We start from the raw sequence: 12272 nt of genomic DNA, 5'->3' as shown, positions 1-12272 counted from the left end.
TGCTTGCCGCGCAACAATGTCGAGACTATGGTGCGCCGCTTCGCTTTCGGCTAGAAGGCGCGCACGACAAACACCTACAGCGCCGCGCGTCTTCTCAGACGCGCAAAGGACGCTGTAGCAATTTAAATTGGCGCATGATCCTTTCCGAAATCGACTGCGATTTTCGGGGTCATGCGCTAGTCCCAAGGAGTTGGACGACATGCTAAGAGGCTCGCTGACCGCGCTCGTCACACCGTTCGAAAAGAGCGGCCGTTTCGACGAGAAAGCCTTTCGCGCGTTCATCGCCTGGCAGATCGCCGAAGGCACGACGGGCGTGGTCCCGGTCGGCACCACCGGCGAGTCGCCGACGCTGTCGCATGACGAGCACCGCCAAGTCGTCAAGGTTTGCATCGAGGTCGCCAAGGGCCGGGTTCCGGTCGTCGCCGGCGCCGGCTCCAACAACACCGACGAGGCGGTCGGCCTGGTCCAGTATGCCGAGAAGGCGGGCGCCGACGCGGCCCTTGTCGTCACGCCCTATTACAACAGACCGACGCAGCGCGGCCTCTATGCGCATTTCGCCGCCGTCGCCAAGGCGACCAGCCTGCCGATCATCATCTACAACATTCCACCGCGCTCGGTGGTCGACATGAGCCCGGAGACGATGGGGCAATTGGTGCACGACTTCAAGAACATCGTCGGCGTCAAGGATGCCACCGGCAAGGTCGAGCGGGTTTCGGAGCAGCGCGCCACCTGCGGCAAGGATTTCATCCAGCTCTCCGGCGAAGACGCCTCGGCGCTCGGCTTCAACGCGCATGGCGGCGTCGGCTGTATTTCGGTGACGGCAAATGTCGCACCCAGGCTTTGCGCTGAATTCCAGGAGGCAACGCTTTCCGGCGACTGCGCCAAGGCGCTCGACCTGCAGGACCGTCTGTTGCCGCTGCACAAGGCGATTTTCATGGAGCCCGGCGTTTCCGGCGCGAAATATGCGCTGTCGAAGCTGGGCAAGGTCGAGAACGTGCTGCGCTCGCCGCTAATGACGGTCGAGCCGTCGACCGCCGAGAAGATCGACGCGGCGATGAAGCACGCCGGCTTGATAAACTAGGGATGAGGCGCCACCTCTCCGCATCATGAATCAAGTCAGAAAAGCCGATCCCAACAACAAGACCGTTGCGGAAAACCGCAAGGCGCGGTTTTCCTATGAGGTGCTCGACACGATCGAGGCCGGCCTGGTGCTGACCGGTACGGAAGTGAAATCGCTGCGCCAGGGCCAGGCCAATATCCAGGACAGCTACGCCTCGGTCGAGGGCGGCGAGATCTGGCTGATCAACTCCTATTTGCCGGAGTATCTGCAGGCCAACCGCTTCAACCATGAGCCGCGCCGCCGCCGCAAACTGCTGCTCAACAAGCGCGAGATGGCCAAGCTGGCGCAAAGCGTCGACCGCGAAGGCATGACGCTGGTGCCGCTGAAGATCTACTTCAACGACCAAGGCCGTGCCAAGCTGCTGCTCGCCGTTGGCCGCGGCAAGAAGCTGCACGACAAGCGCGAGACCGAAAAGCAGCGCGACTGGTCGCGCGAGAAGGGCCGGCTGCTGAAGGAGCGAGGGTGAGGAGCGGTCCGCGAAGCGGAGGAAAAGCCAGCGATTTGGCTTTTCGAGCGACGAACGCCCGGAGCCATAGCGGCGGGCAGGGCGGACCAAAAGGGATAGGTCTCGTTTGAAAAACCGGATCGTCTTATGGGGCGCGGCCGGTCTGCTCGTGGCGGGCCTCGTTCTGGCCGGCGGCTATACCTACTTCCAGACGTTTTCTCCGGACCGCCGCAAATATCCGGTCAGGGGCATCGACGTCTCCCATCATCAGCGGCAGATCGACTGGCGGCGTGTTGCCGCCGACGATGTCGCCTTCGCCGTGATCAAGGCGACGGAAGGCGGCGATCATGTCGACGATGCCTTCGCCGCCAATTTGCGCGCGGCCCGCGCCGCCGGTCTTGCCGTCGGTGCCTATCATTTCTTCACCTTCTGCAGACCGGGTGCCGATCAGGCACGCAACTTCATCTCGGTGGTGCCGCACGATCAGCCTTTGCTGCCGCCGGTGGTAGACATCGAGTTCGGCGGCAATTGCCCGCAGCGGCCAACTCCCGAACAGCTGAGCGCCGAACTCTCCGCCTTCCTCGGCCCGGTCGAGGCGGCGTTCGGCAAGACGGCGATCCTCTATGTGACCGACGAGGCGGCGCAAGCCTATGCCGGGCAGCTAGCCAGCCGCCCGCGCTGGCTGCGTTCGCTGGCGCTGCGGCCGGGCCATGACAACTGGATCTACTGGCAGTATCACAACCGGGGCCGCGTCGACGGCATCAGCGGCGACGTCGACCTGAATGTTCTCCAGGGCGGACCTGCGACGCTGGCCGCATTGTTTGCCGCAGCGCCTGAAGCGACGGCGTCGGATTGACGCTATTCCTGTCCACCAAAACACCCTCGATGGCCCGAAGACAGAGCGACGAAGCGTTCCCCATGTGGCTATTCATATCGCAGGCGGCGCCGTGCTAAGTACATTTGATGCCGGAGCGCCCTTCATCAACCAATGACAGCAACGCCCCGCCTGCTGCGACGGACGGCGGCGACCCCCGCCTGGCATTTGTCTATGCGGAGGCGGTGCGTGGCCTCCAGCACCAGCAGGGCGTGGTTGAAAGTCTCAATACGCGCGCCGGCAATCTGATCTTCGCAACCGCGTTCGCGAGTTCTCTCCTCGGAGGCAGGGCGCTCCTGGATGGCGTGGGGCCTTGGGACTGGCTGGCGCTGACATTGCTTTTTCTTATCGGGCTGCTGGTCGCGATTATGGTGTGGCCGTATTATAACTATACGTTCCGTTTCGATCCAGAGAAGCTGCTCCAGGACTTCGTCGATCGGCACCCTCCCGCAACCCTGGACGGGATGCACCGAGCGCTTGCGCTGCGCATCAAATCCGACATGGCTAGCAATTGGCGGATCATCCAACGCCTGCGCGTCGCGCTGCAGCTTGCACTGTTTCTGTGGTTGCTGGATCTCCTGGCCTGGTTGTTCGCGATCGCCCGAATCTAGGGCTTGCCAGCGGGCCTCGTCCGACTCTATGTCTTCAGAAAAGCTTCTATCTGACTGAAGACGTTGACGAACATCGCTTCCGTCAACACGCCGGTATTGGTGTTGTAGCGCGAGCAATGATAGCTGGAAAACAGCGTGATGCCATTGGCCTGCTGCTGCCCACCATGCCGGAACGGATAGGCGGCAACGCGCTGGCCGAGCGCCCGCACGGTCGACTGGTGCGCGATCGAGCCAAGCGCCAGCACAGCGCGCAGATTTGGAAATCGCGCGATCGTCGGCACCAGGAACGTCCGGCAGGTCGCTATCTCGGCGCCAACCGGCTTGTTGTCCGGCGGCACGCAGCGCACCGCATTGGTAATCGCCGTACCGACAAGCTCCAGCCCGTCATCCGGTCGCGCTTTGAATTCGCCGCGCGCAAAGCCGTGCGCGATCAGCGTGTTGTAGAGCAGGTCGCCGGCAAAATCGCCGGTGAAGGGGCGCCCCGTCCGGTTCGCCCCGCGCAGTCCAGGCGCCAGCCCGACGATCAGCAGACGCACTGCATCCTCGCCTTCCGGCGGCAAAAAGGTCGGCACCGGCGCGTTGAACCAGGACGGCTCGCGCCGTCGCCACTCGGCGATGAAGTCGTGCAACCGCGGGCAGAGCGGGCAATCGCGATCGGGTTCGGGGGAGACGACCAGGGGCGCGGTCAAGGCAACGACCGTCAATAGTCTTCCTCGTCGACTTCGGCCGGTTCGGGCCGGCGCACCGGCCGCTCCGACGGATCGCGGCCGACTTCATTCTTAAGCGTCATCAAGTCGATGAAATGGTCGGCCTGGCGGCGCAGATCGTCGGAGATCATCGGCGGCTGCGAAGCCATGGTCGAGACGATCGACACCTTGCGCCCGCGCCGCTGCAGCGCCTCGACCAGCGTGCGGAAATCGCCGTCGCCCGAAAAGATGACATAATGGTCGACGACATCGGCAAGCTCGAGCGCATCGACGGTCAGCTCGATATCCATATTGCCCTTAATCTTGCGCCGGCCGGTCGAGTCGGTGAATTCCTTGGCCGGTTTGGTCACCACCTTGAAGCCGTTATAGTCGAGCCAGTCGATCAGCGGCCGTATCGAGGAGTATTCCTGATCCTCGACCAGCGCGGTGTAGTAATAAGCGCGCAGCAGATAGCCGCGTTTCTGGAAGCTCGCCAGAAGTTTGCGGTAATCGATGTCAAAGCCCAGCGCGCGCGAGGTGGCGTAGAGATTGGCACCGTCGATAAAGAGAGCGATTTTTTCACGAGGATCGAACATGGAAAATGTCCTTTTTCGAAATAAGCGGTCGTCTAAATGCGTGGCGACTATCGGCCGGTCTGATAATAGACCTGTTGGCCTTCATCGTTCGAGATAACGCCAGTTTTACGGCAATCCAAGGCACCATGCCGCACCGCAAGCAATTGTGATCGGCGCTGTGTCGTCGCAGGCGGCCCGCGTCAGAGCTGCGCACCGCCATAAAAGCTTGTATTTTGGCAGCGTTCAGGTTATGGACCGCGCCTGTTTTCCATCAAATCCAGGCATGAAAGGGGCAACTCATGGCCCGCGTAACCGTTGAAGATTGCATCGACAAGGTCGACAACCGCTTCGAGCTGGTGCTCTTGGCCGGCCACCGCGCCCGTCAGATCAGCCAGGGCGCGCAGATCACCGTACCGCGCGACAACGACAAGAACCCGGTCGTTGCGCTCCGCGAAATCGCCGAAGAGACGCTGTCGCCGGACGACCTCAAGGAAGATCTCATCCATTCGCTGCAGAAGCATGTCGAGGTCGATGAGCCGGAAGCCGATGGCGAGGCGATTGCCGACCAGACCGGCAGCGCCGTTGCAGCCACCGATGCCGACGACGCCGAGGACAACGTCACCTTCGATCGCATGACCGAAGAAGACCTGTTGGCCGGCATCGAAGGCCTGGTGCCGCCGGAAAAAAGCGACGATTATTGATCTTAGCGACAACTGCCGACACTTTCGCGTCGGCAGTTTCGTGGCTATCTATGACATGCGCCGTACGCCAGTGCGGCGCATGATTCATTTCAGCATTGCGAGATCCCGGCCATGATGCGTCAGTATGAGCTTGTCGAGCGCGTGCAGCGCTACAAGCCTGACGTCAACGAGGCGCTGCTCAACAAGGCCTATGTTTACGCCATGCAGAAGCATGGCCACCAGAAACGCGCCTCCGGCGACCCGTATTTCTCGCATCCGCTCGAAGTCGCCGCCATCCTCACCGAAATGCACATGGACGAGGCGACGATCGCCGTTGCCTTGCTGCACGACACGATCGAGGACACCACGGCGACCAGGGCCGAGATCGACGAATTGTTCGGCCCGGAAATGGGCAAGCTGGTCGAGGGCCTGACCAAGCTGAAGAAGCTCGACCTCGTCTCGAAGAAGGCCGAGCAGGCGGAGAACCTGCGCAAGCTGTTGCTGGCGATCTCGGAAGACGTGCGCGTGCTTCTGGTCAAGCTCGCCGACCGCCTGCACAATATGCGCACGCTCGACCATGTGCCGGAAGCCAAGCGCCTGCGCATCGCCGAAGAGACGATGGACATCTACGCGCCGCTGGCCGGCCGCATGGGTATGCAAGGCATGCGCGAGGAGCTGGAGGAGATTGCCTTCCGCTTCATCAATCCGGAAGCCTACCGCGCCGTCACCGCACGGCTGGCCGAAATCTTCGAGCGCAACAAGGGCGTGCTGTCGGAGATCGAGAAGGCGCTCTCCACGCTGTTCGACAAATATTCGATCAAGGCCGAGGTCAAGAGCCGGCAGAAGAAGCCGTGGTCGGTATTCCGCAAGATGGAGGCCAAGGCGCTGTCGTTCGAGCAGCTGTCCGACATTTTCGGCTTCCGCGTCGTTGTCGAGACGGTCGAGGACTGTTACCGCGCGCTCGGCGCCATCCACACCACCTGGTCGATGGTGCCCGGCCGCTTCAAGGATTACATCTCGACGCCGAAGCAGAACGACTACCGCTCGATCCACACTACCATCGTCGGCCCGTCGCGCCAGCGCGTCGAATTGCAGATCCGCACCTATCAAATGAACAAGATCGCCGAATACGGCGTCGCGGCTCATTCGATCTATAAGGATACCGGTGGCAAGATGAATGGTGCCGCCCATGCGATCTCGAAGGAAACCAATGCCTATGCCTGGCTGCGGCGCACCATCGAGCAGCTTGCCGAAGGCGACAATCCCGAGGACTTCCTCGAAAACACCAAGCTGGAACTGTTTCAGGACCAGGTATTCTGCTTCACGCCGAAGGGCATGCTGATCGCGCTGCCGCGCGGCGCCACGCCGATCGACTTTGCCTATGCCGTCCACACCGACGTCGGCGACACTTGCGTCGGCGCCAAGGTCAATGGCCGCATCATGCCGCTGATGACGGAGCTGAAGAACGGCGACGAGGTCGAGATCATCCGCTCGAAGGCGCAGGTCCCGCCGGCGGCGTGGGAATCGGTGGTCGTTACCGGCAAGGCACGCTCGGCCATCCGCCGCGCCACCAAGAACGCCATTCGCAAGCAATATTCAGGTCTCGGTATCCGCATTCTGGAGCGCGCCTTCGAACGCTCCGGCAAGACCTTCACCAAGGAAAGCCTGAAGCCGGTGCTGCACCGGCTGGCGCGCAAGGACATCGAGGATGTGCTGGCCGCGGTCGGCCGAGGCGAACTTGCCTCCACCGATGTCATGAAGGCGGTGTTTCCCGACTACAAGGACGAGCGTGTCACGCTGGTCGCGCCCAAGCAGCGCGAGGAGGGCTGGTCGAAGATCCGCAACGCCGCCGGCATGCTGTTCCAGATTCCGGGCCGCGCCGCACGCAAGGACAAGAACCAGCCGCGCGACGACGCGGTGCCGATCCGCGGTGTGCGCGGCGATCTGCCGGTGCGCTTCGCGCCGGAAGGGGCAGTGCCAGGCGATCGCATCGTCGGCATCGTGCAGCCGGGAACCGGTATCACCATCTATCCGATCCAGTCGCCGGCGCTGCAGGCCTTTGACGACCAGCCCGAGCGCTGGATCGACGTGCGCTGGGATATTGACGAGCGCACCAAGGAGCGGTTCCCGGCGCGCGTCTCGGTCACCGCCATCAACGCGCCGGGCTCGCTGGCCGACATTGCACAGGTCGTCGCATCCAACGACGCCAATATCCACACTCTGTCGATGGTGCGCACCGCGCCCGATTTCACCGAAATGCTGATCGATCTCGAAGTGTGGGACCTCAAGCACTTGAACCGGCTGCTGTCGCAGCTAAAGGACAATTCGAGCGTCAGCGATGCAAGGCGCGTGAATGGGTGAATAGTGAATAGTGAATAGTGAATAGTGAAGAGGGTGCTCTCACTACCATTCACCATTCACCATTCACCATGGACATGGAGTGAACGATGAACACCGATGAAGTGCTGGGCATTTTCCGCGAGGCCGGCGCCGTTCTCGAAGGGCATTTCATCCTGACGTCGGGCCTGCGCAGCCCGGTCTTTCTGCAGAAAGCGCGTGTTTTCATGCATGCCGACAAGACCGAGCGCTTGTGCAAGGCGCTCGCCGAAAAGATTCGCACTGACGTGCCCGGCAGGATCGACTACGTCGTCGGCCCGGCGATCGGCGGGCTGATCCCGGCCTATGAGACCTCGCGCCATCTTGGTGCGCCGGCGATCTGGGTCGAGCGGGAAGGGGGCGAATTCAGGCTGCGCCGTTTCGAGATCGCCAAGGGATCGCGCGTCGTCATTGTCGAGGACATCGTCACCACCGGCCTGTCGATCCGCGAGACCATCGACTGCCTGCGCGGCCTTGGCGCCGAAGTCGTTGCCGCCGCATGCATCATCGACCGTTCGGCCGGCAAGACCGATGTCGGCGTGCCGCTGATCGCACTCGCCGAATACGAAGTTCCGGCCTATCCGGCCGACAGGCTGCCGCCCGAACTCGCCGCCATACCGGCGATCAAGCCGGGCAGCCGCAATATCTAATGCATGTCGCCCAAAAGTGTGCGGCGGTTTTGGGACAACGACATGCATAAAAACAAGTCAAGAGGCGCTTCCGTGATTGCCGGCATCGATCATTTCGTGCTGACGGTTCGTTCGGTGGACGATACCTGCGCCTTCTATCAGCGCGTGCTTGGCTTCAAGCGCCTCGACGAGCCGGACCGACCAACGGCGCTGCTGTTTGGAACGCAGAAGATCAATGTGCACGAGGTCGGGCACACCTTCGAGCCGAAGGCGAAGGCGCCGACGCAGGGCTCCGGAGATTTCTGCTTGATTGCTGCCCGGCCGCTCGCCGAGATATGTGCCAACCTCGCCGCCAATGGTGTGGTGATAGCGGTCGGCCCGGTCGAGCGTGTCGGCGCTCGGGGTGCGATGATGTCGGTCTATTTCCGCGATCCGGACGGCAATCTCGTCGAGGTCAGCGAATATCGATCCTAAGTGACGCTCCTTAAATTCGCCGCGATCATGCCCTGTTCAGAACGGCGACACCCAGGGCCGGCGCGACCGGCCACCAAGCGGATGCCGTCGGCCTCGTTGTTCTTCGGCCAGCGCATCGCTATATCAAAGTCGTAGTTGCTTTTCGGCGACCGCAGAGCGCAGCATGGGGCTGTCGCGCCCGGCTGGAGAAGCCGGCGTGAAGCTATTGACGGAACTAGGAACAGGAACAGAGTGCTTTTTCGACGGCGCAAGCCTGATGGTTTTTTCGAGCGGGTGCGTACTTATTTGTGGCCGCGCCGCTCGTTCTCGCGCTCGCTGCGGTATTTTTCCAAGCGCATCCTGCGGCTTAGGGCCACGCCGCATGCCGTGGCCGCAGGTGTTGCGGCGGGCGTATTCGCGTCGTTTTTCCCGCTTGGCTTTCACTTCATCATTGCTGCCATCCTGTGCTGGCTGATCGCCGGCAATCTGGTCGCGGCAGCACTCGGCACGGTCTTCGGCAACCCCCTAACCTTTCCGCTGCTATGGGCCGCCTCCTGGGAGGTCGGCAAGCTGATCCTGCATGAACACCTGCCGGCGCATGGCCCGCCCGCGCATCTCGGCGACATGCTGCATAATCTTTCCTTTGCGCAATTGTGGGGACCGGTGCTGAAGCCGATGACGATCGGCGCAATACCGCTCGGCCTGGTTTTCGGCCTGCTGTTTTACGGCATCACCCGCTGGGGCATGGTCACCTTCCACGAGCAGCGCCGCAAGCGGCTGGCCGAAAGAGCGGCAAAGGCTGGAAAAACCGGGCCGGAAGTTCCTGCCGAATGATTATCGGTATCGGCAGCGACCTCATCGACATCAGACGCATCGAGAAGTCGCTGGAACGCCATGGCCAGCGCTTCATCCAGCGCATCTACACCGAGATCGAACAGGCGCGCTCCGAAAACCGCGCGGCGCGTGTGGCCTCCTACGCCAAGCGTTTCGCTGCCAAGGAAGCCTGCGCCAAGGCATTGGGTACCGGTATGGCGCAGGGTGTGTTCTGGCGCGACATGGGGGTCGTCAACCTGGCCAGCGGCAAGCCGACCATGGCGCTGACCAATGGGGCGGCCGCGCGGCTGGACGAAATTCTGCCTGAAGGGCACCGCGCGGTGATCCACCTCACCATCACCGATGATTTTCCGCTCGCTCAAGCCTTTGTGATCATTGAAGCGTTGCCGGTCGAAGAAGCGCCACATTGATTGCATCTGACCACCGGCATGACGTTGCCCAGCGCGCGCCGAGACTCTATACCATCCAACGCACAATCGAGGACGACATGAGCGTGGCTGAAAAAACCCAGAAGAAATCCGGCGGACTTGGCGAAACCGTCAGCGTCATAGTCCAGGCCCTGCTGCTTGCGCTGGTCATCCGCACGCTCCTGTTCCAGCCGTTCTCGATCCCGTCCGGGTCGATGCGGCCGACTTTGCTCGAAGGCGACTATCTCTTCGTCACCAAGTGGTCCTACGGCTTCTCCCGCTATTCACTGCCGTTCGGGCCGAACATCTTTTCGGGCCGCATCTGGGGCTCAGAGCCGAAGCGCGGCGACGTGGTGGTGTTCAAGTTTCCGCCGGATCCTTCTGTCGATTATATCAAGCGCGTCGTCGGCCTGCCGGGCGACAAGATCCAGGTCAAGGATGGCCAGCTCTTCATCAACGACGTGGGCGTGCCGCGCGTCAAGGTCGGGCAGATCGACAACCGCGACATCACCGAGGAGAACGGGCCGGTCGATGTCTATCGCGAGACGCTGCCGAACGGCGTCAGCTACGACACGCTCGACCTGACGCAGGCTTCGATCGGCGACAATACCAAAGAGTTCAAGGTGCCGCCCGGTCACTATTTCATGATGGGCGACAATCGCGACAACTCGTCGGACAGCCGCTTCACCGTCGGCTTCGTGCCGGACGAGAATTTGGTCGGCCGCGCCAACCTCATTTTCTTCTCGATCGGCGGCAGCGCCAGCCCGCTCGAAATCTGGAAATGGCCGTCACTGATGCGCGCCTCGCGCCTGTTCGATTTCGTCAATTAGGGCCATGGCGGCGACGAAACGGCTGACCGCCGATGCGCTCGCCGAGGCGCTCAGGGAGCGCACCGGCCACAGTTTTGGCGACCATCAGCGCCTGCAGCGGGCGCTGACCCATGCCAGCGCTCGCGGCAGTCACGCCGGCATCGACTACGAACGTTTCGAATTCCTGGGCGACCGCGTTCTCGGCCTTGTCGTTGCCGATATGCTGCTGGCGGCATTTCCCGACGCCGCCGAGGGTGAGCTGTCGCTGAGATTGAACGCTCTGGTCAACGCTGAAGCCCTGGCGGAAATTGCCGAGGAGATCGGCCTGCCGGAACTTATTCGCGCCGGTTCGGACGTACGCGGCCTCGACGGGCGCAAGCGCGTCAATCTGCGCGCCGATGCATTGGAATCGCTGATCGCCGTGCTCTATCTCGACGGAGGGTTGGAAGCGGCCCGTGCCTTCATCCACAGATACTGGCAGCCGCGCTCGCAAGCCATTGACGCCGCCCGTCGCGATGCGAAAACCGAACTCCAGGAATGGGCGCATCAGGCGGCAGGCGCAGTGCCGGTTTACATAATCGACAGCCGCGAGGGACCGGACCACGATCCGCTGTTCACCGTCAGTGTCAAGGTCGGCGCCTATCCGCCGGCGACCGGCAGCGGGCGCTCCAAGCGCGAGGCGGAGCAGGCTGCAGCCGCGGCACTTCTGCAGCGGGAAGGCGTCTGGCTCGATCAAGGGAGTGCCGCATGACCGCCACCGAAGCTCCGGCAACAGAAGCTCCCGCTACCCGCTCCGGCTTCGTCGCGCTGATCGGCGCGCCCAATGCGGGGAAATCGACGCTGGTCAACCAATTGGTCGGCGCCAAGGTGTCGATCGTGACGCACAAGGTGCAGACCACGCGCGCTATCGTGCGCGGCATTGCCACCCACAACAACGCGCAGATCGTCTTCGTCGACACGCCGGGCATATTCAAGCCGAAGCGCCGGCTGGACACCGCGATGGTGACCACAGCGTGGGGCGGTGCCAAGGACGCCGATATCGTGCTGCTCTTGATCGATGCCGAGCGCGGCATCCGGGGCGATGCCGACGCCATCCTCGAGCGGCTGAAGGATGTCCGGCAGCCGATGGTGTTGATCCTCAACAAGGTCGATCGGGTCAAGCACGAGACGTTGCTGGCATTGTCGGCGGCAGCCAACGAAAGGGTGCCGTTCAAGCGCACCTTCATGGTTTCGGCGCTGACCGGGTCCGGCTGCAAGGACCTGCTCGACTATCTCGCCGAGACCTTGCCGGCCGGCCCCTGGTACTATCCGGAGGACCAGATCTCCGACCTGCCGATGCGCCAGCTCGCGGCCGAGATCACCCGCGAAAAGCTCTATCTCAGGCTGCATCAGGAACTGCCTTATTCCTCCCACATCGAGACCGAGAAATGGGAAGAGAAGAAGGACGGCTCGGTGCGCATCGACCAGACAATCTATGTCGAGCGTGACAGCCAGAAGAAGATCGTGCTCGGCCATAAGGGCGAGACGATCCGCGCCATCGGCCAGGCCGCGCGCATGGAAATCGCAGGCATACTCGAGCAGAAGGTGCACCTCTTCCTGTTCGTCAAGGTGCGCGAGAACTGGGGCGACGATCCCGAGCGCTACCGTGAAATGGGGCTCGAATTTCCGCACTGAGCCTGTTTGGGCGATCCGCAGAGCGGCCTGTTGGCCGCCTCAGGATTCTGAGCGGTCGCCGGGCTGCCCGATTGGTCGACTTGCATATTGAACAGCCGG

General features: G+C 62.4%; 15 protein-coding genes. 13 read left to right on the top strand and 2 right to left on the bottom strand.

All coding sequences use genetic code 11. The annotated features are described in order from the left end of the window. Positions 1–199 precede the first annotated feature (199 nt). From dapA to NKI52_RS16745, 4 genes are all read left to right on the top strand, one after another. Positions 200–1081, top strand: coding sequence for a 4-hydroxy-tetrahydrodipicolinate synthase (gene dapA, locus NKI52_RS16760; protein WP_352449009.1), 882 nt, complete (start codon positions 200–202; stop codon positions 1079–1081). Between the two features lie 25 nt (positions 1082–1106). Beyond that, on the top strand, positions 1107–1586 hold the full coding sequence (smpB, locus tag NKI52_RS16755; RefSeq protein WP_023768487.1) for an SsrA-binding protein SmpB: 480 nt from the start codon (positions 1107–1109) through the stop codon (positions 1584–1586). A gap of 106 nt (positions 1587–1692) precedes the next feature. Next, positions 1693–2421, top strand: coding sequence for a GH25 family lysozyme (locus tag NKI52_RS16750; protein WP_352698664.1), 729 nt, complete (start codon positions 1693–1695; stop codon positions 2419–2421). Between the two features lie 107 nt (positions 2422–2528). Continuing rightward, positions 2529–3050 carry a hypothetical protein gene (locus NKI52_RS16745; RefSeq protein WP_352698662.1) on the top strand — a complete coding sequence of 174 codons (522 nt, stop codon included), beginning with the start codon at positions 2529–2531 and terminating at the stop codon, positions 3048–3050. A gap of 26 nt (positions 3051–3076) precedes the next feature. On the opposite strand, the gene NKI52_RS16740 is transcribed toward NKI52_RS16745, so the two are convergent. Further along, complete coding sequence (locus NKI52_RS16740; protein WP_245274739.1) at positions 3077–3754, bottom strand: uracil-DNA glycosylase; 678 nt, start codon at positions 3752–3754, stop codon at positions 3077–3079. Then, the gene (locus NKI52_RS16735) at positions 3751–4332 is read right to left on the bottom strand and encodes a LabA-like NYN domain-containing protein (protein ID WP_023677774.1); all 582 of its coding nucleotides are present in this window, start codon (positions 4330–4332) and stop codon (positions 3751–3753) included. Before NKI52_RS16735 ends, NKI52_RS16740 begins: the two co-directional genes overlap by 4 nt. Before the next feature lie 278 nt (positions 4333–4610). Here NKI52_RS16735 and rpoZ point away from each other — a divergent pair, with 278 nt between their 5' ends. The 9 genes from rpoZ (at position 4611) to era (ending at position 12173) form a co-directional block, all read left to right on the top strand. Further along, positions 4611–5012 (top strand): DNA-directed RNA polymerase subunit omega, encoded by a 402-nt coding sequence (gene rpoZ, locus NKI52_RS16730; protein WP_023677773.1) that lies wholly within the window; start codon positions 4611–4613, stop codon positions 5010–5012. A 111-nt stretch (positions 5013–5123) separates the two neighbouring features. Continuing rightward, a complete protein-coding gene (locus tag NKI52_RS16725; protein WP_023677772.1) occupies positions 5124–7352 on the top strand; it encodes a RelA/SpoT family protein in 2229 nt (742 codons plus the stop codon). Positions 7353–7438: 86 nt separating this feature from the next. Continuing rightward, the gene (gene pyrE / locus NKI52_RS16720) at positions 7439–8017 is read left to right on the top strand and encodes an orotate phosphoribosyltransferase (RefSeq protein WP_352647483.1); all 579 of its coding nucleotides are present in this window, start codon (positions 7439–7441) and stop codon (positions 8015–8017) included. 42 nt (positions 8018–8059) lie between these two features. Beyond that, positions 8060–8470, top strand: a complete 411-nt coding sequence (locus tag NKI52_RS16715) for a VOC family protein (RefSeq protein ID WP_352647481.1) — start codon at positions 8060–8062, stop codon at positions 8468–8470. Positions 8471–8701: 231 nt separating this feature from the next. Beyond that, a complete protein-coding gene (locus NKI52_RS16710; RefSeq protein ID WP_023677769.1) occupies positions 8702–9283 on the top strand; it encodes a DUF2062 domain-containing protein in 582 nt (193 codons plus the stop codon). Then, entirely contained in the window at positions 9280–9693 is a 414-nt protein-coding gene (gene acpS / locus NKI52_RS16705; RefSeq protein WP_352647479.1) for a holo-ACP synthase, read from the top strand. Before NKI52_RS16710 ends, acpS begins: the two co-directional genes overlap by 4 nt. A gap of 77 nt (positions 9694–9770) precedes the next feature. Further along, on the top strand, positions 9771–10520 hold the full coding sequence (gene lepB, locus NKI52_RS16700; RefSeq protein ID WP_023677767.1) for a signal peptidase I: 750 nt from the start codon (positions 9771–9773) through the stop codon (positions 10518–10520). A 4-nt stretch (positions 10521–10524) separates the two neighbouring features. Then, positions 10525–11250, top strand: coding sequence for a ribonuclease III (gene rnc, locus NKI52_RS16695; RefSeq protein ID WP_023677766.1), 726 nt, complete (start codon positions 10525–10527; stop codon positions 11248–11250). Next, the gene (gene era / locus NKI52_RS16690) at positions 11247–12173 is read left to right on the top strand and encodes a GTPase Era (RefSeq protein WP_023677765.1); all 927 of its coding nucleotides are present in this window, start codon (positions 11247–11249) and stop codon (positions 12171–12173) included. Before rnc ends, era begins: the two co-directional genes overlap by 4 nt. The last annotated feature ends 99 nt before the right edge of the window (positions 12174–12272 follow it).

Origin of the sequence: Mesorhizobium sp. M0590 (assembly GCF_040320905.1) — a bacterium.
Classification (GTDB): Bacteria; Pseudomonadota; Alphaproteobacteria; order Rhizobiales; family Rhizobiaceae; genus Mesorhizobium.
The sequence above is the reverse complement of the archived record's forward strand: the minus strand, read 5'-3'. Positions and strand labels throughout refer to the sequence as shown.

Coding starts and splice junctions, on each gene's coding strand:
- dapA (WP_352449009.1), top strand. CDS start 200: ATGCTAAGAGGCTCGCTGACCGCGCTCGTCACACCGTTCGAAAAGAGC.
- smpB (WP_023768487.1), top strand. CDS start 1,107: ATGAATCAAGTCAGAAAAGCCGATCCCAACAACAAGACCGTTGCGGAA.
- NKI52_RS16745 (WP_352698662.1), top strand. CDS start 2,529: ATGCCGGAGCGCCCTTCATCAACCAATGACAGCAACGCCCCGCCTGCT.
- NKI52_RS16735 (WP_023677774.1), bottom strand. CDS start 4,332: ATGTTCGATCCTCGTGAAAAAATCGCTCTCTTTATCGACGGTGCCAAT.
- rpoZ (WP_023677773.1), top strand. CDS start 4,611: ATGGCCCGCGTAACCGTTGAAGATTGCATCGACAAGGTCGACAACCGC.
- NKI52_RS16725 (WP_023677772.1), top strand. CDS start 5,124: ATGATGCGTCAGTATGAGCTTGTCGAGCGCGTGCAGCGCTACAAGCCT.
- pyrE (WP_352647483.1), top strand. CDS start 7,439: ATGAACACCGATGAAGTGCTGGGCATTTTCCGCGAGGCCGGCGCCGTT.
- NKI52_RS16715 (WP_352647481.1), top strand. CDS start 8,060: ATGCATAAAAACAAGTCAAGAGGCGCTTCCGTGATTGCCGGCATCGAT.
- acpS (WP_352647479.1), top strand. CDS start 9,280: ATGATTATCGGTATCGGCAGCGACCTCATCGACATCAGACGCATCGAG.
- lepB (WP_023677767.1), top strand. CDS start 9,771: ATGAGCGTGGCTGAAAAAACCCAGAAGAAATCCGGCGGACTTGGCGAA.
- rnc (WP_023677766.1), top strand. CDS start 10,525: ATGGCGGCGACGAAACGGCTGACCGCCGATGCGCTCGCCGAGGCGCTC.
- era (WP_023677765.1), top strand. CDS start 11,247: ATGACCGCCACCGAAGCTCCGGCAACAGAAGCTCCCGCTACCCGCTCC.